At 48.7% G+C, this 26,337-nt stretch carries 19 protein-coding genes and 1 pseudogene; 7 read left to right on the top strand and 13 right to left on the bottom strand.

Translation table 11 applies throughout. From position 1 onward, the window contains the following. Positions 1-4 precede the first annotated feature (4 nt). The 3 genes and pseudogenes from SSED_RS20700 (at position 5) to rimK (ending at position 6,194) form a co-directional block, all read left to right on the top strand. On the top strand, positions 5-4,558 hold the full coding sequence (locus SSED_RS20700) for an ATP-binding protein (RefSeq protein ID WP_012144301.1): 4,554 nt from the start codon (positions 5-7) through the stop codon (positions 4,556-4,558). 265 nt (positions 4,559-4,823) lie between these two features. Continuing rightward, positions 4,824-5,222 (top strand): annotated as a pseudogene (locus tag SSED_RS25005) (ATP-dependent zinc protease family protein); the annotation flags it as partial. An 84-nt stretch (positions 5,223-5,306) separates the two neighbouring features. Next, on the top strand, positions 5,307-6,194 hold the full coding sequence (gene rimK, locus SSED_RS25000) for a 30S ribosomal protein S6--L-glutamate ligase (RefSeq protein WP_223296011.1): 888 nt from the start codon (positions 5,307-5,309) through the stop codon (positions 6,192-6,194). A gap of 108 nt (positions 6,195-6,302) precedes the next feature. Here the strand turns inward: rimK and SSED_RS20690 are convergent, their stop codons facing one another. Beyond that, positions 6,303-6,563, bottom strand: a complete 261-nt coding sequence (locus SSED_RS20690; protein ID WP_012144299.1) for a DUF5062 family protein — start codon at positions 6,561-6,563, stop codon at positions 6,303-6,305. 233 nt (positions 6,564-6,796) lie between these two features. After that, complete coding sequence (locus SSED_RS20685) at positions 6,797-8,005, bottom strand: cation:proton antiporter (RefSeq protein WP_012144298.1); 1,209 nt, start codon at positions 8,003-8,005, stop codon at positions 6,797-6,799. Between the two features lie 122 nt (positions 8,006-8,127). Here SSED_RS20685 and SSED_RS20680 point away from each other — a divergent pair, with 122 nt between their 5' ends. Further along, complete coding sequence (locus SSED_RS20680) at positions 8,128-9,012, top strand: universal stress protein (protein WP_012144297.1); 885 nt, start codon at positions 8,128-8,130, stop codon at positions 9,010-9,012. Here the strand turns inward: SSED_RS20680 and SSED_RS20675 are convergent. Continuing rightward, positions 8,966-11,554 (bottom strand): cation-translocating P-type ATPase, encoded by a 2,589-nt coding sequence (locus SSED_RS20675; protein WP_012144296.1) that lies wholly within the window; start codon positions 11,552-11,554, stop codon positions 8,966-8,968. The genes SSED_RS20680 and SSED_RS20675 overlap by 47 nt on opposite strands. 278 nt (positions 11,555-11,832) lie before the next feature. Here SSED_RS20675 and SSED_RS20670 point away from each other — a divergent pair, with 278 nt between their 5' ends. Next, the gene (locus SSED_RS20670) at positions 11,833-12,855 is read left to right on the top strand and encodes a GGDEF domain-containing protein (RefSeq protein WP_012144295.1); all 1,023 of its coding nucleotides are present in this window, start codon (positions 11,833-11,835) and stop codon (positions 12,853-12,855) included. Positions 12,856-12,975: 120 nt separating this feature from the next. On the opposite strand, the gene SSED_RS20665 is transcribed toward SSED_RS20670, so the two are convergent. From SSED_RS20665 to SSED_RS20630, 8 genes are all read right to left on the bottom strand, one after another. Further along, a complete protein-coding gene (locus tag SSED_RS20665; RefSeq protein WP_012144294.1) occupies positions 12,976-13,392 on the bottom strand; it encodes a nitrate reductase cytochrome c-type subunit in 417 nt (138 codons plus the stop codon). Continuing rightward, the gene (gene napH / locus SSED_RS20660; RefSeq protein ID WP_041422371.1) at positions 13,389-14,255 is read right to left on the bottom strand and encodes a quinol dehydrogenase ferredoxin subunit NapH; all 867 of its coding nucleotides are present in this window, start codon (positions 14,253-14,255) and stop codon (positions 13,389-13,391) included. The genes SSED_RS20665 and napH overlap by 4 nt, the downstream gene beginning before the upstream one ends. 38 nt (positions 14,256-14,293) lie before the next feature. Further along, a complete protein-coding gene (napG, locus tag SSED_RS20655; protein ID WP_012144292.1) occupies positions 14,294-15,028 on the bottom strand; it encodes a ferredoxin-type protein NapG in 735 nt (244 codons plus the stop codon). Between the two features lie 70 nt (positions 15,029-15,098). Then, positions 15,099-17,579 carry a nitrate reductase catalytic subunit NapA gene (napA, locus tag SSED_RS20650; protein WP_012144291.1) on the bottom strand — a complete coding sequence of 827 codons (2,481 nt, stop codon included), beginning with the start codon at positions 17,577-17,579 and terminating at the stop codon, positions 15,099-15,101. A 74-nt stretch (positions 17,580-17,653) separates the two neighbouring features. After that, positions 17,654-17,908, bottom strand: a complete 255-nt coding sequence (locus tag SSED_RS20645; RefSeq protein WP_012144290.1) for a chaperone NapD — start codon at positions 17,906-17,908, stop codon at positions 17,654-17,656. Between the two features lie 400 nt (positions 17,909-18,308). Beyond that, on the bottom strand, positions 18,309-19,490 hold the full coding sequence (locus SSED_RS20640) for a lipocalin-like domain-containing protein (RefSeq protein WP_012144289.1): 1,182 nt from the start codon (positions 19,488-19,490) through the stop codon (positions 18,309-18,311). Further along, a complete protein-coding gene (locus tag SSED_RS20635) occupies positions 19,487-22,036 on the bottom strand; it encodes an ABC transporter permease (RefSeq protein WP_012144288.1) in 2,550 nt (849 codons plus the stop codon). Before SSED_RS20635 ends, SSED_RS20640 begins: the two co-directional genes overlap by 4 nt. Continuing rightward, positions 22,029-22,697, bottom strand: a complete 669-nt coding sequence (locus SSED_RS20630; protein ID WP_012144287.1) for an ABC transporter ATP-binding protein — start codon at positions 22,695-22,697, stop codon at positions 22,029-22,031. Before SSED_RS20630 ends, SSED_RS20635 begins: the two co-directional genes overlap by 8 nt. 408 nt (positions 22,698-23,105) lie before the next feature. Here SSED_RS20630 and SSED_RS20625 point away from each other — a divergent pair, with 408 nt between their 5' ends. Both SSED_RS20625 and SSED_RS20620 read left to right on the top strand, forming a co-directional pair. Further along, positions 23,106-23,516 carry a hypothetical protein gene (locus SSED_RS20625; RefSeq protein WP_012144286.1) on the top strand — a complete coding sequence of 137 codons (411 nt, stop codon included), beginning with the start codon at positions 23,106-23,108 and terminating at the stop codon, positions 23,514-23,516. A gap of 122 nt (positions 23,517-23,638) precedes the next feature. After that, positions 23,639-24,205 carry a TlpA family protein disulfide reductase gene (locus SSED_RS20620; protein ID WP_012144285.1) on the top strand — a complete coding sequence of 189 codons (567 nt, stop codon included), beginning with the start codon at positions 23,639-23,641 and terminating at the stop codon, positions 24,203-24,205. 221 nt (positions 24,206-24,426) lie between these two features. Here the strand turns inward: SSED_RS20620 and SSED_RS20615 are convergent, their stop codons facing one another. Beyond that, positions 24,427-25,671, bottom strand: a complete 1,245-nt coding sequence (locus SSED_RS20615) for a cation:proton antiporter (RefSeq protein ID WP_012144284.1) — start codon at positions 25,669-25,671, stop codon at positions 24,427-24,429. A gap of 118 nt (positions 25,672-25,789) precedes the next feature. Further along, the gene (locus SSED_RS20610; protein WP_012144283.1) at positions 25,790-26,149 is read right to left on the bottom strand and encodes a TraR/DksA C4-type zinc finger protein; all 360 of its coding nucleotides are present in this window, start codon (positions 26,147-26,149) and stop codon (positions 25,790-25,792) included. Between the last annotated feature and the right edge of the window lie 188 nt (positions 26,150-26,337).

Below are 26,337 nucleotides of genomic sequence, written 5' to 3'. Positions count from 1 at the left end.
ATTGATGACCAGCAACAATAAGCCCACAAACATGACTCAAGCTCAATCTGCCGATCCGCTTTTTCTAAAAGCAGAGCACTTGGCACAAGATTTTTCACTGTTTCCTGAGCACAGTAAACAGAGCCTGGCCGAAGAGATTAAAGGTCTCTTAGGCGATGATACCATCCAGTCAAACTTGAAAGAGTTAGAACTGTTAGATGTCGATGGTTACGTGACTAAGGTTATTCAGCCTACATTAGATAAAAACCGTCCGGGCGCAAAGCGCGTCATCGCGGATCTTAAAGGTAAGATCATTGCCGAAACCCATATGGGCCCTTTTTATAGTGCTGAGATCGAACTAAATTTCGGTACCCGCACTCGCCGCCTGGGTTTTATCGCGCAAGAGCGTACAACAGGAAATGGCGCCTGGATGCCAGAACATCACCTCGAGGCGTGTAAAGCTATTCGTAAGTTCGCCGAACTGGCGATGCCCATCATCTATCTTATCGACACCCCTGGTGCCGACGCCGGTGAAATTGCAAACAGTCAGAACCAAGCGCACACCATCTCTAAGGCGATTGCCGAGAGTGCCAATGTTGACGTACCTACGGTCGGTATCGTGATTGGCGCCGGTTATTCGGGGGGAGCGATCCCATTAGCAGCGGCCAACATCTTGTTGTCACTTCGTGATGGTATTTTTAATACCATTCAGCCTCAGGGCCTGCAGAGCATCGCTCGTAAGTACAACCTCTCTTGGCAAGAGTGTGCCAAATCTGTTGGTGTATCGCCGGAAGAGCTATACACCTCAGGTTGCATCGACGGCATCATCGATTTCTCTCCATCTGATAAAGATGAGCGTCAGCATAACTTGCGCCGCGCTATTATCAGTAGTGTAGAGGCGGTAGAGCAAGCCGCTGTTCAGTTTGTTCGTGAGTCTGGTGATCTGCGTGAGCATTATGATCGTAGTTTGACCCGTTTCCTTAGTCCGTCTAAGAATCTGGCTGCGCTTGAACATCATGCCGAGCTTGCGGTGGCCAATAACCCAACGATGCACCTGAATCTGTTTGGTAGTGCCTATCGTTATTTGCGTTATTTGACGCTTCGCAGCCGTATTCACTCTATCTCTCAAGAGCAATACGGTCGCCTCTCTAAGGTTAGCGTTCCGGAAGGTGATCTGCTGGCTCGTATTCAGCAAGAGCAAGACAGAGTATTCCAGTCCTGGTTATCAAGCCCGGATAAGCTGGTCTATGATGAAGAGCTCAATAAACTTTGGGGTAACTTCGTCTCTAAGCGTGATGATGTTTCTACCGAACGTAACATGCTGACTCGTTTGATCTTAGGTGAGCCAAAAGAGAATTATAAGAAAGCACGTAAGGCGCTGTTATTTAATATCGGTTGGTCCCTGTATCATCGTTGGAAAGGTAATGCTGAAAACAACTTTAAGGGATTGATCCGCTATCTTGAGACGCTCCCATCGGAGGTGACTCAAGCGGATTGGCCTGAGCTGAACAAGTTAACCGTTCTCGATGTTGTGATTCACGATGAACTTCGTGAAGACTTCATCTGGCAGTGCTATAACATTCTTATCTTCAATGCGCTTTATGACAATGTGGTGGGTAACCTCGCTTCTATTGCTAAAGAAGCCATGATGTCTAAGAGCCTCTCTCGTGCATCGGTTGATAACCTGTTGCACGACTCTATCGATCGCGCCATTTCGACCCAAGATACCGCGAATGATAAGAGCAAGTTCTATAAGTGGCTGAAGTTCTTCATGTCTCAGTCAAACCGTGCCGAACTGCTGACTAAAACTGAGCAGTGGAAGAGTGTCGGTTTCCCTCAGTTGAATGATAGTCTTTTCGTTATCCTGACCTACTTCTTCGAACGTCTGCTACCAGAGTATTTCGACAGCGAGAAAGAGAGCAGCGAATATACGGGTGCCATCAACCCTGTACGGATCGGTCGTCGTAAAGACTTCTGGAACCGTCTCACCATGGGTTATCAGGATCTCTTGATCCAGAAAGTACTTCGTGATGAGAAGCGTACCGGTAAGATGACTTGGGAAAATATTACCGAGAAATTCTTTACCGATTTCGAGGAAGTGAACGGCGATAAGATGTCTGCCAACTTGCTTAACTTCCCGGGTTTCCGTCTATCTATCGAAGATGCACTGGATAAGGGGATCCGTCCTTGTGGTTTGATCACAGGTATGGCGGATTTTGAGCACAACGGCCAGCAGATGCGTGTCGGTGTTGCCGTTTCTAACACCGCATTCCAGGCCGGTGCCTTCGATATGGCCAGCGCCGAGAAGTTCAGCGCGCTATTGATTGAGTGTGCTAAGCGCAAACTTCCGGTTATCTGCTTTATCAGCTCCGGCGGTATGCAGACGAAAGAAGGGGCTGCGGCGCTATTCTCAATGGCGGTAGTGAACGACCGTATCACGCGTTTCATCCGTGATAACGAGCTGCCTGTATTGATGTTTGGTTATGGTGATTGTACCGGTGGTGCTCAGGCGAGTTTCGTGACTCATCCTCTGGTTCAAACCTACTACCTGTCGGGTACCAATATGCCGTTTGCGGGTCAAATGGTTGTGCCTGCATATCTGCCATCGACGGCGACGCTGTCTAACTACCTGTCGAAAGTACCAGGTGCGATGAACGCACTTGTGTCGAACCCATTCAGTAACACCATTGATGATCAGCTAAGCAGTATCGATCCTCTGATGCCTAAGCCAACTGCTAAGGTTGAAGATGTTATTGCCAATGCGATATCTACTTTGGTTCCTGAGATGATGGTTGCGGACGAAGAGATCGTTCAAGACGATCCTCGTGAGTTGATGAAACCCATCAACAAGGTCCTAGTTCATGCTCGTGGTTGTACCGCGGTTAAGTTGATCCGTAAGGCTCATGATAACGATATCGATGTGGTATTGGTGGCATCCGATCCGGATATGACCTCTGTGCCAGCGGAGATGTTGAAAGGTAACGACAAGTTAGTTTGTATCGGTGGTAATACCTCCGATGAAAGTTACCTCAATGCCTACTCTGTATTGAAAGTTGCCGAGTATGAAAACGTCGATGCGCTTCACCCGGGGATTGGTTTCCTATCTGAAAGCCCACAGTTTGCTGCACTTTGTGTCAACAACGGTGTTAACTTCGTTGGACCAAGCGTACACAGCATGACAACTATGGGTAACAAGTCTAACGCGATTAAGACTTCCCAGGCGCAGAATGTTCCTGTCGTTCCCGGTAGCCACGGTATCTTGACCAACGCTGAGCAAGCGGTGAACGTTGCCAACGAAATTGGTTACCCGGTACTGCTTAAAGCGGTTCAAGGTGGTGGTGGTAAGGGAATTCAGATCGTTGAACGCTCTGCTGATATGATCAGCCTATTCCAGCAAACTTCAACCGAAGCGGCTGCCGCATTTGGTAATGGCGATCTCTATCTTGAGAAATACGTTACTTCACTGCGTCACATCGAGGTTCAGTTACTACGTGATAAGTTTGGTAATACTAAGGTTCTGGGTCTTCGTGATTGTTCGGTGCAGCGTAACAACCAGAAGGTTGTCGAAGAGTCTGGCTCGACTATGCTACCGGTCGAACTTCAAGAGAAGGTGCTTGAGTATACTCGTGCTCTTGGTGATGCGACCGATTATATGGGGGCGGGTACGGTTGAGTTCATCTATAACCTAGATGCTAATGAAGTGTACTTTATGGAGATGAACACACGTCTTCAGGTAGAGCATCCGGTTACGGAAGCCACCTCGGGTATCGATATCGTGAGTGCTGGTTTTGATATCGCAGCGGGCCGCTCAATTGAAAATCTTGAGCCTCAGTCAATCGGCTATGCTATCGAAGTGCGTGTTACCGCAGAGAAGGCAGCATTAGATAGCAATGGCGTTCTACAGTTACTGCCACATCCTGGTGTGATCACTGAGTATAAGATGCCAGAGCGTGATGATATCGAGATCATCTCTATTGCCGGTGAAGGTAAAGAGGTATCGCCATACTATGACAGCTTAATCGCTCAGATTATCTGCCGTGGTGAGAGCCGTGAAGATGTGATCAACAAGCTACATGATTACCTCGCCGATCAGGTTGTCATTAAAGGTATTGCGACCAATATTCCACTGCTGACTCGTATCCTGAAAGACGGCACCTTCAACGAAGGGGTTTATGATACTAACTATCTGCCGCGTTTCATGGCAGAGCTTGATGTACCAGAGCTGATTGCCGAGATGGAAGCCGCTGCAGAAACCGTCGGTGTCGATACTGCGTCACTGCGCGTCGGTGAGAGTAACGAGCTTAAGGTGATGGCACAAGGTGCAGGTATCTTCTATACCTCTCCAGCGCCTGGTGAAGCCGACTTTGTTAAAGAAGGTGACATAGTTACTGCAGATCAGACTTTAGCGCTTACAGAGGCTATGAAGATGTTCTCTCAGCTAACTTTAGCCGGCTATAACCGTCAAGATGCAATCTTGTATCCTGAAGATAAGAAGTATCGTATCGAGCGAGTGCTTAACAGTAATGGGCAGCAGGTCTCTCAAGGTGACCTATTGTTTGTTGTTTCACCTGTTGAATGATACGCCGTCAAGGAGAGATGAGCTGTTAACTCTCTTTGAGTAAACTGTAAAAATACTCGTCCCTGTGACGAGTATTTTTTTGCCTGATTTTTGTGGCGAGAAATTTGCAATACAAAAAGTAATGGATTTAGTTGGTGTTGGCTAGCTCATTTGTTATTAAGCTATTGATTCTTACTGCTATTCGTTCATTAGTTTTTATATCTTTGTGAAATATTAAAAGAGGTGTACTTTTGCGTTTTAATTAACCTATTTATGTAGCAAAAAAATGAGCAACAAAATTATTGTCGGTAGTGAAGAGTGGTGCGCTTTACCAGGTTTAGGCATCAAGGCAGTCAAGGCTCGTGTCGATTCCGGAGCCAAGACATCATCGCTTCACGCAATCAATATCTCTACGTTTAAACGTGAAGATGGCACTTGGGTCAGCTATGAAGTCCATCCGCTGCAAGGCAGTCGAAAAGTGACTCTGCAGTGTGAGTCTAAGCTTATCGACAGACGAGTGATCAAAAGTTCTAACGGTGAAACCGAGAAGCGTTTCGTCGTACGTGAACAGCTTCATTTGGGGGAGCAATCCTGGGAGATTGAGCTGACACTGACTAACCGCGCCAATATGGGTTATCGCATGCTGTTGGGTCGCGAGGCTATGGGGCAAAAGATCTTAGTGGACCCTTCAGCCACTTGTTGTTTAGGCGAAATGTCTGCCGAGCAGGTGAATGAACTCTATGGCAAGCTTGTTGTTCCCAGTAGTGGTTTGAAGATAGGCTTAATGGCGAGTAATCCGGATCTGTATAGTAATAAACGCATCATGGAAGCGGGTCAGCAACGCGGCCATGAAATGTACTTTCTCAACGTTAAACAGTGTTATATGAAGTTGGATGCGTCCGAGCCTGAGGTACACTATCGTGGTGGACGTATTCTGAATGATCTCGATGCAGTGATTCCCAGAATTCGTCCCAGTATGACCTTTTATGGTTGTGCCCTGACTCGCCACTTTGAAAGTCTTGGTGTGATGGCGCTCAACAACTCGGAAGCGATCACTCAATCCCGGGATAAGTTGTTTTCTCTTCAGTTACTGCAGAAGAACAACCTGGATATTCCGACGAGCGGTTTTGCTAATTCGCCGGCCGATACAACCGATCTTATCGATATGGTTGGAGGTGCGCCTCTGATTGTTAAGTTGCTTGAAGGGACGCAGGGAAAAGGGGTTGTGCTGGCAGAAACCAGAAAGGCCGCCGAGAGTGTGATCAATGCGTTTAAGTCGCTAAAAGCGAACTTGTTGGTGCAGGAGTTTATCAAGGAAGCACAAGGGAAAGATCTACGCTGTTTTGTGATTGACGGTAAGATTGTTGCGTCGATAGAGCGTACGGCGGCTCCGGGTGAGTTTAGAGCGAACATTCATCAGGGGGGAACGGCTTCTATTGTGCAGGTGACTCCGGAAGAGAAAAAGTTAGCCATTAAGGCCGCTAAAACCATGGGCCTTCAGGTTGCGGGTGTCGATATTATTCGTTCCAGTAAGGGACCATTACTATTAGAGATTAACTCGTCACCAGGGTTGGAAGGTATTGAAGCTGCAACGGGAATCGATGTGGCCTCAGCCATGATTGATTCTATCGAGAAGAAGTTAGGTTGGAAAAAATAACGTCAATTACCTGAGCACCGTTTGATTCAGGCTGTAATAGATAAAAGCAGGTAAGACTCAAGTTGGGGCTTACCTGCTTTTATTAAGAGGCTGTAATCAAACTTTTATTTAGTTTAGCAGTTCATGGTCTTCAGGAAGTTGGCGGCTTATCCAGAGTATGAGTTTGTGCTTCATATTGGGCCCATCTTCTTTATCTTTTGCCAGCGGTTGGATCAGTTTATCGGTAACCAATAAACGGTATATGCACTCAACTTTATCTTTGGGTGAGATCCCTTTACCAAAATCGGCAAAGCCACGCTTCTTTGCGTAACCAACGCCAATCTCCATAGCCAACTTTAGTAACTGAGCTTCATGTTTTTGATGTTTCATCGGTTCACTCTCTTTGAACCTGGGGTCAGGTGCCTGAACTCATTATTTCTGCCCAAGCGCTGAATCCAGGTTGAATAACAACGTTATAATTCCGGTGACATAATCAAAAATGTCTCATAACTGAGAAGATATGTCCTGTCAGCATTCGCCAATCCATCATAGATGAAAATAGCGATAGCTTCTTGAGTTTTTATAAAAATATTGCACTTGTGATAGGGGCTATCTGCGTGGAATCACGGCTTTTTGTGTAATACCGTTTGCCCCTTGAGGGACCACTTGAGGAGCATGGGACCAACGATGCTCGAGATGGCGATGATCAATACCATCTCAGTAAATAACTTAGGTTGAATGATGCCCAGCTGCAGCCCCATTTCGGCAAATACTAACCCGACCTCTCCCCGGGGGATCATCGCGCTTCCTATGATAATTTTTCTCCGCAAGGGACCCTTTGCGGCCATCCCGGAGGCCAGCTTAGTGACGATAGCGATGAGTGCCAGCCAGAGAAGCACCACCAGGCCCGATACAGTGAAATCCAACTGGCTAAGGTCGACACTTATCCCTACGTAGACAAAAAATATGGGGGAGAAGAGATCTACGAGGGGTTTGGCCGATACCTCTAACTTGTGGGTGAAAGGAAAGGGGTTAGGCAAATATCGGTTTGTCGGGAAAACAAATTGGCGGGATAGTGCCATTCCGGCAGCGAAGCCCCCGAGCAGTGCCGGCGCTCCGACCCAGTGTGCCAGCCAGGCGAACAGGCAGATTAAGGTTATCACCACGAAGACCTCAAAGCCGCTGCTCTTAGAGTGAGGGTACCAGCTTCTGAATAGATAGATAAGCATTCTGGCCATGGGAGGTGCCAGGAACACAAAGCCAACGACCTTCATGACCAGTATCAATACAGATACCAGACTCAGGGTGCCAGAAGCGTTAAAGTTTAACAGTACGCTCAGCAATACCACACCAACAATATCATCGACCACCGCGGCACCGAGAATAACCTGACCGGCAAGTGTTTGGCCTTGCTTAGCCTGAGTCATCACCCTAATCGAGATGCCGATACTGGTTGCCGTTAAGGCGCAGCCAAAGAACAGAGCCGTAAATGGAGGTAAATTAAGCCAGTAGGCGGCTGAAGCTCCCCCTATGACTACGGGGTAAATGATTCCACCTAGTGCAACCCAGATCGATCTGCCACTGGCGTGGTAGAGGCGTTTTACTGAGGTCTCACAGCCAATATCGAACAGTAGCAGAATCACCCCCAGCTCCGCCAGAACGGAGAGGGTGTTGTGGGGATGAACCCATCCCAGAATCGAGGGACCGATAATGAGCCCTGCTAACATCTCGCCAACCACCCCAGGGACTCCCACACGGCAGCAGAGCTCACTGAGCAGACGCCCGAAGGTGAGCATGAGAAATATTGAGATGACAAAGCTGTCTATTGGCAATATTTTCTCCTCATTTTCAACGGGGAAGCGGTTTGATCTCGATCATTTTTTACGACCATTCTAAGGCGTAACCGCACTTGCTTGTCTAAGCTAAGACTAGGTAATAATGGCTGGAGATGGCAATGGATAAGGTGTTTATTATTTCGCAAAGAGAGGAAGCGCACACGGATGCAGTTGCTACAGGGATCGAGTTGGCCAGAGCGATGGATAAACGCGCCGAAGTTTTTGCATATAGCTTTGAATATTTCAGTGGTGCGGAATACTATAATCCACGCCTCGGCGCCGCCGCCCAACAGAAAATAATGAAAGACCGTGCGGCTAAAATTGAGGACGAGCTGCAGACATTGAAGGCAGCAGATGTGCCCGTACACACAGTATGGAGTAAGGATCTGCATGAACATGCCTGTCATCACTCTATACGTCATGGTTTCGATCTCATGGTAAAGGCGGTACATCATGCGGAGCACTATCTTCCTGTCGATTGGAATTTGATCCGTCATGTTAAAATTCCTCTTATGCTACTGACTGATAATCCCCTACATAGAGGAAATGCCATATTGATGGCCGTCGATCTCGGTAGTGATAATGTGCTTAAACAGCAGCTCAATCAGGCCGTTATCAGTCACGGCAAGGCATTAGCAAAAGCGACCGGTAGTAAGTTGCACCTTGCTTTTGTGATCAGAGTACCCAGGGTGTTGCGGGATATGGATCTGATCAACACCAGTACAATAGTTAAAGATGCCTATCAGGAGCATCAGAAACAGTTGGCTAAATTGAATATGGATCCTGAATGTATACATATCATCGCCGGGGATCCCGATCTCTGTCTCTATGAACTCTCCTGCCGTCTGAAAGCGCGTTATCTGGTCCTTGGAGCCCGTCAGCGTCAAGGCATCTTGGGCTATGTTATCGGTAATATGGCCGAGTCCATTCTCAGCAGAACCCGCAGCAATGTCCTGATTATTCCGGCCGACGATCAGTTATTGGCTCCCCTAAGTTCGGATTAGCCCTCATTCGCCATCGCTTCTTGTGTACCTCATCCACGATGAAAAGCACTGAGGCGGTGGCCAGTAGAATCAACCAATGGGAAAAATTGATGGGACTGAGCTGTAGCGCATCGCTCAGGCCTGGCGTATACATGGCGCCGATGTGGATCCCCTGAGCCACGAAAATACCCAGCAGTAATATTGGGTTGCTGAAGAAGGGGACGACAAATAAGGATCTATGCTCTGAGCGGCTGTTGAGTGCATGTACATTTTCAAATAATACCATCAACATTAAGGTCAGGTTTCGGGCCGCTTCTTCGCTAACCCCCATCTGGAGAGATATCGCGAACAGGCCGAAGGCGATTAACCCCATGACCAGAGCGCTGATGCAGACCCTTTCCAACATGAGTCGGTCGAAAATGGGTTCCTTAGGAGCTCGCGGCGGTTGAGAAAACTCATTACCCTCTGCGGGTTCGAAGGCCAGTGCAACATCCTGAACCCCATTAGTCACTAAATTCAGCCAGAGTATCTGCAGTGGAAACAGTGGAATGGGCAATGCGAAGAGTACACTTAGGATGAAGAGAAATATTTCCGCAGCGCCGGTACTGACCAGCAAGAAAATAACCTTGCGGATATTGTTGTACACGATCCGACCTTCGATGACCCCCTTAACGATAGAGCTGAAGTTATCATCTGTGAGTACGAGTGAGGCGCTCTCTCTCGCAACGTCGGTACCCCTCAGTCCCATCGAAATACCAACATGAGCGTGTTTCAATGCCGGGGCATCATTGACGCCATCTCCGGTCATGGCTACAAACTCTCCCTGCCTGATAAGCGACTGAGTGATCTCCATTTTCTGCTCGGGTTTGACCCTGGCAAATACTCTATGGGTCGCCACGAGTCTATCAAATTCGCTTTCATTAAGAGCCATTGCCTGACTGAGTTCACTGCCCGTCACCGCCTTATCATGTTCGCTGACGATTTTAAGCTGTTGTGACAATGTCAGCGCGGTGACCGGATGATCGCCTGTTATCATCGCGACCTTAATTTGTGCTTGGCGACACGATGCCACGGCTTCTATGGCATCATGTCTGAGAGGATCGCTCATGGCGACCAGACCAAGAAATTCCAGCCCGGTGAACGCGTCACTTTCCGCGGTTCCTGCACCATGAGCCAGTGCGAGTACCCGATACCCATGTCTGGCCATCCAGTGGGTCTGATCCAGAATTTTCTGACTCATCTCTTCGCTCAGGCTGCACATGGTCATCACTTTCTCTACTGCACCTTTCACGGAGATCTGTGGGCCTAGCGGGCTATTGTTGACACTGGCGCTGAACCCTTTTTCGGACTCGTAGGGAAAGAGGGTTAACTGAGTATGGTTTTCAAGTTCGCTCGTTAGCCTGAGCTTGTGTCCCAATACAAGGAATGCCAGATCTACGCCGTCTCCATCGGCGTGAATCTTATCGGTGTTGTATACAAGGTGTGCCTCATTGGCAAGTAGCCCTACCAGGGTCAGTTGCTTCAGCCCTAACTCCTCCTCCACCGTGACGGGAACTCCATGTCCGTGACGATGCACTAAGCCATTCTGGGCTAGCCCTTCTCCCGCCACATGGTACTTATGTTCGTTGGCAAGCCAGATCTGGCCTATGGTCATCTCATTGACCGTCAAGGTGCCGGTTTTATCTGAGGCGATAAAGGTGCAGGATCCCAGTGACTCTACGGCAACCAACTTACGTACGATCACGTTGGCTTTCGCCATGCGTTTCATACCTATAGCCAGGGCTACAGTAATAGCCGCAGGTAAGCCTTCGGGAATGGCTGAGACGGCTAATGCGACCCCTAACAAGAACACATCGGACAGATCGGCGCCTCGTATGAGTGTCAGACTAAATATCAGCGCTATGATGATCACTATGGCAATGGCTATACGCAGGGTAAACTGATCGATTCTCTGCATTAATGGAGGCTTAGTATCGACTCCCTGATGGACTAATTTGGCTATCTGTCCAATCTGAGTATTGATTCCGGTAGCGATCACTTCACCCTCTGCACGGCCGTGGGTCACCAGCGTGCCGGCAAAGGCTTGTTCTTTGTTACTGACTGAAATCGACTCACCCGTGAGGGCTGACTCATCGACTTGAAACTGGCTGGATTGCCTCAGATCAATATCGGCCCCTATACGGTCTCCGCTACTGAGCATGATCCAATCGCCCGGCACCAGAGAGCGACTATCGACGACAACCGGATGATTATCGCGAATAACACGGCTCTGTTGGGGGACCATATCGGCGAGGGCATCGGCAGCCTGCTGGGCAGAATATTCCTGAATGGTGCCAATCAGCGCATTGAGCAATAGCACCACAGAGATAAAAAAAGCATTGATCAGCTGTCCGAGTATCAGGCACACGACAACAGCCACCAGCAGGACATAGATAAATGCGCTACGAAACTGGATAATAAAGAGCCGGACAAAGCTGTTTCTTGACGGTTTTGGCAAACAATTCTCGCCATACTCTGTCAATAGAGCTTGTGCCTTTTCACTGCTGAGTCCCTGCGTTGTCACATCCTCTCCCTTTGAACTGGATTTATACCCATCAGTATAAGAAAGAGATCTTTATACCGGTTGGTATTAGCCTTTATCTCTTGATCTATAGTCAATAATTATAGATAAAGATATCAAGTTTGAATAATAATTGACCGGCGTCAAAGGTTAGATGCTCTTTATTGTTCCTGGCGAGTGAGTACTCAGGTAAGTAATTATTAGATAGATATTTTTATCGGCCGATGTACCTTAAGGGATACCATTCTGCTAGAGTTATTAAATTCGTGAATTAAAGGTATATGGAAGTGCTAAAACTATGGTCTGAAGAGCTTGAATATCGACGTTCAGCATTTAGATTTACACTCATCGTTATTGCTGTTGCGGCCACTGTTTTCACCCTCTTTAATTGGTCTATCGGCCTGAAAGCCTATGCTCTGATAGAACTACTGCTTGTGATACTCTCTTTAGGGATATTAAGCATTGTTCGAAAGACTCAGTATCTGCACAACTGGACGCTACTATTTCTGTTTGTTTTCTACTGTGTCATCTTAGTTGGGATCTCATTTGCCAGTTTTCGCTCGGGTCTGTTTGCCTGGATTTTTGTTTTTCCCATCCTCTCCTATCTATTGCTTGGTCGTCGCAACGGTCAAGCTGTCACCCTTTGTTATGTGTCATTAGGGCTGGGTATATTAGGCTGGCGTCTGTGGCTAAATGACCCCAACATACATCTGGTGGCAATGGCAAACTATAGCCTATGTGTCGCAGCTATATGGGGCGTGGCACACGTATATGAATCTAAACGGGAAGAGGTGGTGGAGCGACTGCAAAATATGGCGGCCAGAGACCCGTTAACCGGGCTCTATAACCGTTTACATCTAGAGTCTGTGTTCGAGCAGATAACCCAGAGTGAAAGTAGTCCAGACTCATCCCTGTTTATGTTGCTCATCGATCTGGATCATTTTAAGAGTGTCAACGATAACTATGGCCATGAAGTTGGTGACAAGGTGCTGGTGCGGGTGGCCGAGCTGATAAAGCAGACGATTGGAGAGAATGACTGGGGCTTTCGGGTCGGAGGGGAGGAGTTCTGTCTGCTGCTGCCCGGTACCAATCACGCATCAGTCCAAGAGGTCGCGCAAAGATTACAGCTAGCAATTGAAGGCTCTGCTGTGAGTGTGGGAGAGCATAAGGTATCGACGACGGCGAGTATCGGTATTGCGCAGTGGCCCGAGTCAGGTGAACTTATGCAGGCGCTCTATCGAACTGCCGATCGCCGCCTGTATAGGGCGAAAGAGCAGGGAAGAAATTGTGTTGTCAGTGACTAATACCAATCGTCATAAAGAGTGATATAACCGGGTTGATGATTGAACGACATATAAAAAACCACCTCGATTGAGGTGGTTTTATTGTTTATAGCTTTTTGATCGTAACTCGCTACTCGAGGCCTATTTATTCGAGAAGTCGTTCTCTACTAACTGCTGTTTGTTCTCGGCTTGTGGTACGTGACACTGAGAGCAGTTGTAATAGATGTTATTTAGCTTACCCGTAGCCAACAGGTGCGACTCATCGATAGGGGTCGCTTTCATTTTGGCTGGGAAGTGACAGCTTAAACACTTATTCTTCTTGGTTGTAATGGCGTATTCAGCCTTATGTGGGATCAGAGGTGGCTGGTGTACAAAGCCACGCTCGATCGATGCGCCACGCTTTGGATACGTAGGCATTGCATCGGCCATACGAACATCGGTGATCTCAGACTTGCCAAGTGAGCTGACATTTACCGGCTCCGCTTGAGTGTTTGCTTGCTGGCCAGAGCAGGCACTAAGCGCCATGACGAGCGCGGCTATAGTGAGTACATTCTTCATTGGTTGTTCTCCGCCTTTAGGGCAATTCTATTTTGATACTGGAAAACGCGTTGGGCGCAGACATCGATACAGCGGCCACATTGAGTGCAATCACTGTCGGTTATCATCATCTGTTTCCCTTTAAGCGCAGGTTTTAGCACCTGTCTCTCGGGGCAAACATCGAAACAATCCATACAGTTATCACAGGCCTTGGCGTTAACGGCCGATACTTTAACCGGGCTCAATTTGCCAAATAGGGCAAACATAGCACCAGTGGGGCACAGATGCCCACACCATCCACGCTCGCTGATAAACAGGTCGAGCAGGAAGATGGCCAACAAGATCCACAGTCCGCTACCGGCACCGAATAACACGGCGCGGTAGAGTATCGGAACCGGATTGACCCATTCCCAAACGGTGATGCCTGTCAGCAGAGGTAACACAATAACCAGACCCAGCAGGTAGTAACGTAAATTTCTTGGCATCTCGCCTAAACGAGGCAAATTCATTTTACGTCTTAACCAACTCGCACTGTCGGTGACCAGATTGACAGGGCACACCCAGCTGCAGAACACCCGGCCACCCGCTATCACATAAAACACTGTGATAAAGAGGGCACCGAGAATCAGGGTTAACTCAGGAATATGTCCCGTCATCAAGACTTGCAGTGTCACAAGTGGATCCGACAATGGCACAGTACCGAGTAACTCGCTGGACGAGAGGTTTCCCTTCAGGATCCATAAGCCAAACCAGGGGCCAATGGCAAACAAGGTTAATACACTCAGCTGGCTGGCGCGTCTGAGAAACAGGAATTTGTGAGCACGCCACCATCCCAGTTCATCGATCGCCGCCTGAGCGAATCCTGCTTTAGAGGAGTCGTTCATTGCATCGGTTATAGCCTCTTTTTTCACTGTGCTTCTAATCATAGTGATAGGCCCTTGTTTAACATCTCGAGTGTGGTCTCTTCTGTGTTGATATAAGTATCGTGTTCAGCCGTTTTTCCTAAGGCGATATGTGCCGGCAATATCCTAATCGCAGATTCTTCGAGTACACACACATGTTCACACTTACCACAGCCGGTACAGGTGTCGCTGTTGACTGTAGGCAGGAACATGGCGTGATGGTCGCTGCGTTGGTTATGTTGCCGCTCCAGGGTGATAGCATCGTCGATTAACGGACAAACCCGGTAACAGACGTCGCATCTAAGTCCCTTGAAGTTAAGGCAGTTTTTCTCATCGATTAATACGGCGATACCCATTTTGGCCTCTTCAATCTTCTCGAGACCATGATCGAGTGAGCCCGATGGACACACCTTCACACAGGGAATATCTTCGCACATCTCACAGGGGATGTTACGCGCCGTAAAATAGGGTGTGCCCGTTGCTGCGCCATCGAACCAGCGCGCTAGTTTCAGGGTGTCGTAGGGGCAAGCCTCGACACATAAACCACAACGAACACAAGCCGAGAGAAAATCATCCTCGCCTAAGGCGCCAGGAGGTCGGATCGCTAAGGAATCAAGCTGTCGCGATTGTGTCGCCGTTGCTGTGATCCCCAGCCCCACTAAACCCATCACACAACCCGCCTTAGCCGAGGAGGCTAAGAACTGGCGACGATTTACGTCCCGTGGATTTGATTTAGTGTGTTTCACCTTACTCATGACCTTTTATAACCTTTTTATCAATGTCTTAGCTCAAGCAATTTTGCTTAAAAATCTTCAGTTAAAAGAGTTAAGCCTTCATTACTTTGACTGGGCACTTCTTGAAATCTGTCTCTTTCGAGAGAGGATCAGTGGCGTCCAGTAACAACTTGTTGACCAGTTGGCGTGCGTCGAAGAATGGCATAAATGCCACGCCTCTTGGCGGCTTGTTCCGGCCTTTGGTTTCAACACGAGTCTTCACTTCACCGCGAGGTGAGGCGACAACGACTTCATCACCACGCTTGAGGCCACGGGCCTTAGCATCTTCCGGGTGAAGGAAGATCTGTGCATCAGGGTATGCGCGATAAAGCTCAGGTACACGAGCCGTCATCGAACCAGTATGCCAGTGCTCGAGTACACGACCGGTCGATAACCAAAGATCAAACTCTTCGTTTGGCTCTTCGGCTGCAGGCTCATATGGCAGTGCGAAGATAACCGCTTTACCATCTGGCTTACCATAGAAGTTAAACTCTTCACCTGCCTTGAGGTAGGGATCTCCGGCAGAGAAGCGACGTAGGGTCTCTTTACCATCGACAACCGGCCAGCGAAGACCACGAGTCTCATGGTAAGTATCGAAGTCGGCAAGATCGTGAGCGTGGCCACGACCAAACTGCGCGTACTCTTCGAACAGCCCCTTCTGCAGGTAGAAACCAAAGGCTTCTGACTCATCATTCAGATCTGCTTTACAGTCAGATGTTGGGAACTTGTTCACTTCACCGTTGGCATAAAGTACGTCATAAAGGGTCTTATCCGCGTACTCAGGCTTCTTAGCGATAAGTTCGGCAGGCCAGACTTCAGAGACTTTGAAGCGCTTAGAGAACTCAACCAACTGCCATAGATCAGACTTAGCCCCTTCAGGTGGCTTAACCTGCTGATGCCACATGTGCGTACGACGCTCTGCGTTACCGTAAGCACCCTCTTTCTCTACCCACATTGCTGTTGGAAGAATAAGGTCAGCAGCCATGGCTGAAACCGTTGGATATGGATCCGATACCACGATGAAGTTTTCCGGATTACGGAATCCGGGTAAGATCTCTTCATTAATGTTTGGACCGGCCTGGACGTTGTTAGTACACATAGTCCAGTAGCAGTTTAGCTTGCCATCTTTAAGCATACGGCTCTGCAGAACGGCATGATAACCAGGCTTAGGTGGAATTGTCCCTTCCGGGAGTTGCCACAACTTTTCAGAGATGGCTCTGTGCTTAGGATTCTTCACGACCATATCTGCAGGCAGACGATGAGCGAAAGTACCCACTTCACGCGCGGTACCACAAGCCGATGGTTGACCCGTCAATGAGAATGGGCTGTTGCCCGGAGTGGCAATCTTACCCGTCAACAGATGGATGTTATAGAGCATGTTATTCGCCCAGACACCACGTGTGTGCTGGTTAATACCCATGGTCCACAAACTCATTACCTTGATCGATGGATCGGCATAAGCCTTGGCCATAAGCTCGAGTTTTTCAGGCTCTACACCACTCATTTTAGCGGCATACTCAAGCGTGTAAGTGCTGACGAACTTAGCGTATTCATCGAAGCTGATAGGTGTGGATGACCCCTTTCCCGGGTTCTTCGCCTTCTGCTCTAATGGATGTTCTGGACGCAGGCCATAACCGATATCGGTTGTACCCAGTACAAACTTAGTGTGCTTGCTTACGAAATCTTTGTTAACCGCATCATTTTCAATGATGTAGTTAGCGATGTAGTTAAGAATGACCAGATCAGATTGTGGACGGAAAACCATTGGGTTATCGGCCAGGTCGAAGCTGCGGTTCTCGAAGGTAGAGAGCACATGCACACGACTATCCGGGCTACTCAAGCGGCGATCAGACAGGCGAGCCCACAGGATTGGGTGCATCTCTGCCATATTCGCGCCCCACAATACAAAGTGGTCAGCCGCTTCTAAGTCGTCGTAACAACCCATAGGCTCATCGATACCGAAGGTACGCATGAAGCCGCCCACGGCAGATGCCATACAGTGGCGAGCATTAGGGTCGATATTGTTAGTAAGGAAACCTGCTTTGTGTAGCTTAGATGCCGCGTAGCCTTCCCACACTGTCCATTGGCCAGAACCAAACATACCTACGGCAGTAGGGCCCTTGGTCTTGAGTGTGTGCTTCCACTTCTCGGCCATGGTATCGAACGCGGTATCCCAACTGATTGGGGTAAACTCACCTTCTTTATCGTACTTACCATCTTTCATACGCAGAAGCGGCGTCGTCAGACGATCCTTTCCGTACATAATTTTCGACAGGAAGTAGCCTTTAATACAGTTCAGGCCTTTATTGACAGGGCTTTCCGGGTCACCTTTAGTGGCAACGACTTTGCCATTATTGGTACCAACCAAAACGCTACACCCTACGCCACAAAAACGGCAAGGTGCTTTATCCCACTTGATGTTGTCTTTCTGCTCAGCGGCTTCGACTATCTTCACTGGCAGAGTGACACCAACTGTGGTTGCAGCGGCAACTGCAGCGTTGGCTTTCAGAAACTCGCGACGGCTAATGCTCATGGTGTTCCTCACTCTTTTTTATATTGTTGCAAATTATTGATAAATCAATCTTGTTTAGGTACTGGGTACTTATTTTAACTTTCTTCTGTTGGATCGACTTGATGGTAAATCAGACTGGCGTTTAACACTCCTTCGAGGGCATTAATGGCTTCGACGTTATCCAGTATAGCGGCTTGTGTTTCACCTTCGAGGGTGACGACAAACTTACCTTCATCGGTAACGGCGTGTATATCGGCACCGACAAGCGCTCGAATGTTGGTTTCAACCTGAGAAACCGCTTTCGGTGCGGCATGCACGACTAAGCTGGTGACATGGTATTCCTGACTCATCTCTTGCTTTACCCTTAATCGAAGAAGTGGCAGGTAGCACTATGGGGGGGGAAAGCTTTAGGAGAGCTACCTGCCAAAGTTAATATTGAGTCTAGACCTCATAAAAAATGTGGGTATACCCAACAAGAGGTATTAGGAGTATTAGTAGATCGAGATCATCTTTTTATGTGTGACCTATGTCTCAGATTTAAGAATCGACATCTGTTTCAGAAAGGCCTTATTTAGGCTGGGATATATAACCTGAATCGACTATTAACTCACTGGCGAGAAAGAACAAACTTTATTGAGATCTATTCTCAACTGCGAGCAAGGCTCACTACCTCTAGTGTGGTATACCTTCGGAGAAGACTAAGGGGAGTTCCCGGTTTTCTTTTTAATCCTACGCCAATTTATAAAGTGACTAATAGCCGGTGAGCTCCATGTAGCCCTCGCCGCTGTGGCTACCCTGAATCTTAATGGGTCCCTCCCAGTAACTGACGCTGAGGGGCATATTGGCATTGGGATTTAACGAGTGGGTCGTGATCTCAATCTGCTCGGATGGGATCGCTATCTTCCAGCTAACAGGATAATGATTATCACCTATCCGGTGCCAGTCGATGGCGGTCATCTGTATCATCCCTGATTCAATATTATGGCCACTACCGTTTACGAACATACGTCTGGCACTATAAAAGTTCTGCGCCCCCCTGAGCTGGAATAACATCAAGGTCGAGCCATCATTCAGCCTAAGGGAGAACCAGTCCCAACCTTGTTGAGAGCGGTTGAGAAACTGCGAACTCCACTCCCTGTCTAACCACGCCTTGCCACTGACCCTTTGTCTCTCACTATCTCCTTCATTTTCGCTATTCTTCTCGGGAGTGACCCAGCCTTCAACCTCAATAAACGGCTGGCTGTAGTAGTAAGATGCCACCGAACAATCGGCACTCTTGATGCTAAAACCTCTCTCGCCCTGAAGCTGATAGGGGGAGTGGGTGGAGAGTGTGAGTCGATAGGCAAACTTGTTATCACTCACCGTCAGGCTGGCAGGAAAGAGCGCTTCTCCCTGAGACTGCCACTGCCAGTTATCTAGCTTAACCGTAAAGGGGGAGGTATCGACCCCCGCGAGTTGCGGGTGTGCTCTGGACCAGCGCTCGCTGGCGAGATGGCTTGTTTGTGTGGTGACGGCGCTGTGGGCCATATAGAGCTGATCTGTCGCCCAGCCTCTGCTGTCGGTTAGTTGTTCCAAGCTGCGATCAGGAGGACTCAGCGCGATTCGAAATTGAGTCCATTGTAGCCCAAGCGGCTTCCCTTGCTCTGTCTTAAGGTTAGCGGTCAGATACCACCACTCCTGCCTGAATCCTTCATGGGGCTGGTGATCGGCGGGGAAAGTAATGCTCCCGCCCGGCAACACAGGGGTAAAACCTTCACTCTTATTGCCCAGCAGGTTTCCCATCGACCCGGTATCTATCCCTTCGTTACCGGATGATTTCGGCTCTGAGCATGCTGCCAGCAGGAGTGCGGAGATGAAGATAACTAACACCAAGAGCCTTGGGCTGAAGGTAGCCAATACGCTTGATATAGGTCGCGTGGGTAGAGATATCATAACAGGTCACTCTGTAGGCTGGAGATCAGAGGTTTACGGATTAGCTTAAAGAGGGGGAGAGCGATGGCTATGGTCGTTGCCAATAGCGCAAGCAGTACCACTTGGCCATAGGCTTGCCAATCCCACACCATATTAATAGTCCAACCAAATGCCTGCAGGGTGATCTTATTAATAAGCAGATAACCGAGTATCGCTCCCGTCGGTAGGGCGACCAGGCAAGTTAACAGCACGATGAGCCACATCTGGCTAAATACCATAAAACCTAATTGGCGCCTCGATACACCCAGACAGTAGAGTCTCGCCATCGGAGCCATGCGTGCCTGGGTAAGTAAAAAGCTGGCACTGAATAGGCCAACGGCGGCGACAAGCAGGGTGAGACTGTTGAGCACCTGAGTGATGGAGAAGGTGCGCTTAAACATGGCGATCGCCTGCCGCTTTATTCTCTCCTGACTGTAGATCTGACTATCACTGAGGGAGAACTTTTGCTGTAGCTCGAGTTTCAGAGTGTCGATATCTTCACTGGTAGCCAATCCCAGGCTGGTGGGGGTGTCGTTAAAACCTGAGTTTTGCCATATCACAGGAGCCAGGATTATCTCGCCATAGGGGTTACCGTAATCGAAATAGATCCCTCCCAGAGTAAGGCTCGCATCATCCAGTGCCGCAATGGTGACTCTGTCCCCCAACTCCAGTCCAAGTTTGAGTGACAAAGGCTCACTCATCAGCAGGTGTTTACCGGCAAAAAAGTCCGGCCACAGATCATCGATTGCGCTTTTTAGCACTGTGGTGCGCTTGATCGATACCGGGTCACGAGTCAGCAGATAGGTAGGGTGGTTTGATACCTTACTTATCAGATTCCACTGTTTATAGACTGAGTCGATTTTAGGGTTGTCTTCGAGGGAGGCGACCACCTCCTGCATCTGTGTATCGCCGGGTCTGAGGTAAAGTTCGGCATGGAGTCTCGCATCGAGCCAATTTTTGAGGGTGATCTCGAAACTGCCGACTAAGGTGTTCATCGATATATTGGCGGTCAGGGCCAGCAACATGGCCATCATGGCCAGGGAAAGTGGCGGGAGTAACTCTTTTGTTTCGGCAATCTGATAGCCGATAAGTCCCTTAGGAACCATCAGGTTAAGCCAGGAGACCAGCCGAGCAAGACACCATGGCAGCGACAGAGGAATAGCGATAACCACTAACCCCAACAGTGACATGGTCAATTGATAATCCTGGCTAAGTGGCATCAATATCGCCGCAAAGAGAGCCAATAATGACGCTGTGATAATTTGAATCTTCTGCGTCTTTGCGGCGCTTCTTACCCGGCAGAATGCGTTACTGTTACGCCCTAAAGGTTGCCTGATGAGATCGATAAGCAATGAAGCACAGGCGAGCAGGGCGGCGATAAAAGTCAGCAGCATAGCTTGCAGTAGCCAGCTCCACTGCCATCTGCCCGGTAAGATATTGGCGCCATATAGCTGCTCGAGGGTGACAGACACCATAGGTTGTAACCAGTGGCTGAGCTGTAAGCCTAAAACAAACCCCAGCACCGACCCCACTATCACCAGTAGCAACAGCTCGAAGCAAAGTGCCAGCATCAAGGGGGCCTTGGCGACGCCCTGTTGTTGCAACTGAGTGAGCAACCTCTGTCTTTTTAACAGGCTGTAACGTACACCGTTATAGGCGATAAACAGACCTACAACGAAGGCCAGCAGGCTCATGGCACTGAGATTAAGATGAAAGCTGTCGGTCAGGGCCGTCATGCTCTCTCCGCCATCGCGTTCGTTTAGCTCCCCACGGCCTTCGATGAGTGCCTCTATCTGCCCTCTCTGTTTTGTGATATCGCCAAAAAGTGCAATGTAACTCAGACTTCCCTGGCGGCCCAATAGCGTCTGAGCCAGAGAGATATCCATCAGCAGACGGTTGCCCAGATTCATCGTATCGTCGACGCCAACCACCTCAAGCTTCACGCCGTTTAGCGTAAAAGGGGTTTCTGTGGTGAACTGCTTAGCCTGATCTTGACTCATCAGCACCATGGGGGCGCCGCTTATCAGGGCTGCAAGTGGGAGTTCATTTTTCAGTAGAGTCGGCCGGGAAGCTTGAAGGTCCGCTTCGGTGTGATTCGATTTACTGCTATTGGTTTTACTATTAGTTTTATTCTCATGTTTAACATTGCTTGATAGCGCGGTGAGCGCCGCAATAAGATCGCTTCCTTGCACCAGCCAGCGGCGATTGTTCTGGTCGGTCAATATCCCCTGAACTACCGCAAGGGCGTTACTGAACCCCTGAGTTCTGAGATCAAAATAGAGCGATTCATCGAGCCGTTTGCTGCCAACGATTGGGACTATTGAGTAATGGGCCTGCTGACTCAACAGTTCTGTGACATCGCTATAACTGGCGATGGCACTTTCGTTGGTGGCACGAACACCGATGAGCAGCGTGACCGCGAGTATTATGCCGATTAATATCGAGCCCGCCTGCAGCGGGGATTGGCGATAGTGTGCACTGAAGGTCGATAAGCATAGCCTGCAACTCAATAGCAGTTGCCTATTCATGGATACGTCCCAACTCCAGATGCCAGCGTCTCTCCATGAAACTGGCGCACTCGAGAGAGTGGGTGACCATGAGCACTGTGGTTTGCTGTTCGCTCGCTAAGGTTTTTAGCAGTGACATCACCTCCTGGCTGGCGCTCTGATCCAGATTTCCCGTGGGCTCATCGGCTAGCAGTAGTGCGGGTTGGTGGGCCAGGGCTCTGGCGATAGCAACACGTTGCTGTTGACCACCGGATAGGGCATCGACGTGTCGATTCAGTAGAGAAGTTAACCCCAAACAATCGACGAGGTTATCGCACCAAGGGCTCCAGGGTTTACGGTTCATCCTTAAGGGGAAGGCGATGTTATCTCTGACGTTAAGCGGTGTTAGAAGGTTAAATTGCTGGAACACGACACCCAGTTGTTGATGACGAAATTGACTCCAGCGATGGTCTTTCCATGCTGCCGTATTGTCATCGAGTAAAATCAGTTCACCCGAGTTGGGATATTCGAAACCTGCTATCAGGTTGAGTAGGGTACTCTTGCCGCTACCACTGGCACCGGTGAGGGCTATGGTCTCGCCCCTGCTCAGCGTCAGGTCGAGGTTATCGAGCACCCGGTGGTGTTGCCCGCCATCGATAAACTCTTTGCTAACCCCTTTGAGTTGAACAATCTGCTCGGTCATTCTATCTCCCTTATGCTAAGGCTGGTTTAGCATAACTCAGTTTTTTGGCGATTGGTCCTATCTAGACTGATTTATTTACAGTTTGGAACATTTAGTGTGAGGGGGGAAGTCAATTGTTGATGTGCAATTCGCAGCCTGTAATTAAAGGGCTTGGCTCCTCTTGCCGAACCATAGAAAAGAGTCTCAAAGGCTCCGGCGAAGTGATATCTCATTGAGTTGCTCTGCATTATTTACAAATAGAATTAGTAATCAATAAAGTGCTAATAATTCAACCTCTAATGCACCTATTTAGACGAGGATGGTCTTTGCCCTAAATGTGGATGATTATCATTTACTCTGCTACATTTAAGTATGGAGCCTGTTTAAGTTGCCTGTTTAGTCAGACTCCTCAAATCAGAGGTAAATATTATGTTCACTATTACTAAAGGGCTTATGACTGCCCTGTTGGCCATAGCATTATCGTCGGCTTCAGCGGTTGTTTCGGCCAAAATGGATACTGTCACAGGGAAGATTAATGGTCATACTTGTGCACATTCAGGACATACTTGTCCGCTCAGCAAGTTGGATCCCCACCTTCAATTAGAATCTGCCTTTGTACTGCAACAACAAGATGGAAGTTATTACTTCTTATCTAATGTCCCCCGTATTACAGCCGCGCGCTACGCTCTGCAGTTGGCGACGGTGAAGGGCAGTGTCAATGAAAAGTTAAGAGTCATTTTGGTTGATGAGCTATTGATCGATGGTAAGGTCATCTGGTCTCCAGCTATGGTTGACGAGGCCATTAACGAGTGGGAATCGCTTCACGGCGCCGACGGTTAAGATTTGAGCAAGGTCAATTTGAAGCACTAGGTGTTGTATAATAAGTTTTGTATAAAATGGTATAAGCGAATGTACTTTTAAGAGGTTTTACGGTGTCGGCGGTAGCTGAATAAGGTGTGTTGATGAGACGACGTATTAAGAAGTTTATCAAAAACAGGCCATTTATCGCTTCCGCAGCCTTTTTGATGATGTCTCTGGGTCACGCCAACCCCGCGGTGGCATCAGCAAAGAAGATCAAACTCTATGAGCCCAAGTCCCGGCAGGTGGCCCCGAAGCTGCATCTCAATGATCTTCAGGGGGAAACCTACTCTCTGAATAGTCATGAGGGGGAGGTGCGTATCATTAACTTTTGGTCGAGTTGGTGTGGACCCTGTATCAAGGAGATGCCATCTTTATCCGGTCTGCACAAGGAGTTTAAGGGAGATGGACTTCAGGTCGTGGCTGTTGCTGTAGGGGAGTCATTGCATGATGTTAGAGCGTTTAAGCAGACTTCAGGCATCAACTTGCCCATGTTGGTCGATGAAGATAAAGCTGCCAGTGATGACTGGGGCGTATTTGCGGTCCCTATCAGCTACATCATAGATCAGAAGGGATATATCGCTGCCAGAGTCGTGGGGGAATACGACTGGGAAAGTGATGAAATGAAGCAACTGCTGAACAAGGTGAGCCAGGAACCCGGTAGTGGGTAGGGGTTTCACTTCTTGTAATTCAGTGCGGGTAAAGTAGGATTTTCTTTCAAATTTACTTTGAACTATACGGCCTTCCGGCCGAGGTAAGTCGTGGAATTCCACGACGTTAATCCAAACGAAGTTTGGAAAGCTAAGCCGCCGTAGAAGATAAATCATAGATCCAAGTAACTCCAAAGTTACCGAATACTGATTCAATAGGGCTGAGATTAAACCACAATCCCTTATGGTCCACTCCTCTCCTGCCAGCGGATCAAAAAGGCTAATATCAGCGGTGTCACAATACTGGTCACTATCGCCATGATGACGATAGCTGAGAACAATCCGGTGATAATCGATGGCGTAGGGTCTGGATGGTTGAATAATCCGGCTCGCAAGGCGACGCCGGCCAAAACGATCTCAACCGCTCCCCGGCCACTCATTGCCACTCCTATGCGTAGCGACTCTTGAGTATCATGGCCGGTGGCCCGTGCACATACTCCGGCTCCGACTAACTTACTTAGTAAGGCAACTATGATGAGCAGAGTGACGAACCCTGGTATCGATGCCAGTGCGGTTAAGTCCAGATGAAAGCCTATCGACACGAAAAAAATTGGCGCAAGGAAACCGGACGTAATACCGGAGGTTTGCTCATCTACACGATCATAAATCTCCTGCTTTACTACAGCCGGGTGAAAAAACATGCCCGCGACAAAGGCGCCGATAATAAAGTGTAGATCCAGCATCTCTGCGAGTACCGCATATGCCAGTGCGGCGATCAACAGCATACTGAAATCGATGTCAGGAATTTCTGTGGCCTTGAGGCGACTACCGATAAGTGGGAACAGGTAGTGTCCGACAGGTATGGTGATAGCGAAGAAGAGGATCACTTTGCCCAGCAATGGCAGCCAGAGATCCGGAGTAAAAGATAGAGTGCCGCCATTGTTTATGGTGGCTAGCAGGAGTGCCAGAATAAACAGGCTTAACAGATCGTCCCAAAGTGCTGCCGCGACAATGGTTTTACCCTCTGCCGTATCCAGTTTGTTAAACTCCATCAGCATACGAATCGTTACCGGTACTGCTGTGATCGCCAAGGCTGTGCCTAAAAACCAGCTCTGAACCATCTTAAAGGGGGATTCAGGGAAGAACATCAAGCCTATTAATGTACCGGAGATGATGGGCACCAGCATGCCCCCAAAGGCTACAGCAGGCGCCGAGCTGGAAGTTTTCTTAAAGTCCAGCGGGCTCATGCGTACACCCGCTAATAGCATCAGGAAAAACATGCCGAGATCGGCCAGGGCCTCAAATGCTTCCCCTTGGGTTACCTCCCATAGCAGTGGAAACACGTCTTGAAAGTGGTAAAGAAAATAACCAAGCGCTATCCCCGACACCAATTCACCAACAATGGGCGGTAGTTTTAGGCGTTTGGCGATCACGGCAAATATTCGAGTCGTCACCAACAATACAAGAACTAAATATAGAAAGCGCATCTGTAGAACCGATTCTCTGGTTGACTAATATGAGAATAGTTGTGGGGCTGGGTAAAGTCTAATGTTTTACGCTAGTTACTTGATGATTAAGAAAATTAATCTGTTCTGATATTATCACTTAAAGGTTTTCTAATTCCCCCTGGCATTGAATGCAGAGCTCTGCTGTGGGATGAATAGTGAGCCTGCCTATGCCGATACTCTCTCCACACTCGTGGCAGAACCCATACTCATCGGGGTCGAGAAGGATCTGCTTGATACGCAGGAGTTGTTGACTCATCTGAGTCTCATTGGCCTGGGCCATCTGTTGCTGCTGTATGGCATCGATACGTGACACCCGCCCGACGGCTTGTTGGTCGAGTTGTACCGGCGCACCACGACTGTGAATAGCGATGACCTCTTGCTCAAGCTCGATGAGCTGCGCCTCGAGCTGGCTCAATAACTGCCTTTTTTGAGGTAATGTCAGTTCGGCTTGCTTCAAATCGTAGTGGCCCGTTTTGGAGGTGTAAGCGCATACGTTAGCCTGCAATACCGGGGATGTAAAGCTGTGTGAGTGGGATAAAAAAAAGCGCACTAAGTTTGATTTAGTGCGCCTTTCATTTACTCTTTAACTCGTAACTCGTAACTCGTAACTCGTAACTCGTAACTCGTAACTCGTAACTCGTAACT

The organism is Shewanella sediminis HAW-EB3, from assembly GCF_000018025.1.
GTDB classification, from domain to species: domain Bacteria; phylum Pseudomonadota; class Gammaproteobacteria; order Enterobacterales; family Shewanellaceae; genus Shewanella; species Shewanella sediminis.
This window is presented reverse-complemented; position numbering and strand designations above follow the sequence as displayed.

Bases quoted from the DNA above. Each gene is read 5' to 3' on its own strand.
- SSED_RS20680 (WP_012144297.1), top strand. From the start codon at position 8,128: ATGGATAAGGTGTTTATTATTTCGCAAAGAGAGGAAGCGCACACGGAT.
- SSED_RS20700 (WP_012144301.1), top strand. From the start codon at position 5: ATGACCAGCAACAATAAGCCCACAAACATGACTCAAGCTCAATCTGCC.
- napH (WP_041422371.1), bottom strand. From the start codon at position 14,255: ATGAACGACTCCTCTAAAGCAGGATTCGCTCAGGCGGCGATCGATGAA.
- SSED_RS20670 (WP_012144295.1), top strand. From the start codon at position 11,833: ATGGAAGTGCTAAAACTATGGTCTGAAGAGCTTGAATATCGACGTTCA.
- SSED_RS20645 (WP_012144290.1), bottom strand. From the start codon at position 17,908: ATGAGTCAGGAATACCATGTCACCAGCTTAGTCGTGCATGCCGCACCG.
- SSED_RS20690 (WP_012144299.1), bottom strand. From the start codon at position 6,563: ATGAAACATCAAAAACATGAAGCTCAGTTACTAAAGTTGGCTATGGAG.
- SSED_RS20625 (WP_012144286.1), top strand. From the start codon at position 23,106: ATGTTCACTATTACTAAAGGGCTTATGACTGCCCTGTTGGCCATAGCA.
- SSED_RS20635 (WP_012144288.1), bottom strand. From the start codon at position 22,036: ATGAATAGGCAACTGCTATTGAGTTGCAGGCTATGCTTATCGACCTTC.
- SSED_RS20620 (WP_012144285.1), top strand. From the start codon at position 23,639: ATGAGACGACGTATTAAGAAGTTTATCAAAAACAGGCCATTTATCGCT.
- SSED_RS20630 (WP_012144287.1), bottom strand. From the start codon at position 22,697: ATGACCGAGCAGATTGTTCAACTCAAAGGGGTTAGCAAAGAGTTTATC.
- SSED_RS20615 (WP_012144284.1), bottom strand. From the start codon at position 25,671: ATGCGCTTTCTATATTTAGTTCTTGTATTGTTGGTGACGACTCGAATA.
- SSED_RS20640 (WP_012144289.1), bottom strand. From the start codon at position 19,490: ATGATATCTCTACCCACGCGACCTATATCAAGCGTATTGGCTACCTTC.
- SSED_RS20665 (WP_012144294.1), bottom strand. From the start codon at position 13,392: ATGAAGAATGTACTCACTATAGCCGCGCTCGTCATGGCGCTTAGTGCC.
- napG (WP_012144292.1), bottom strand. From the start codon at position 15,028: ATGAGTAAGGTGAAACACACTAAATCAAATCCACGGGACGTAAATCGT.
- napA (WP_012144291.1), bottom strand. From the start codon at position 17,579: ATGAGCATTAGCCGTCGCGAGTTTCTGAAAGCCAACGCTGCAGTTGCC.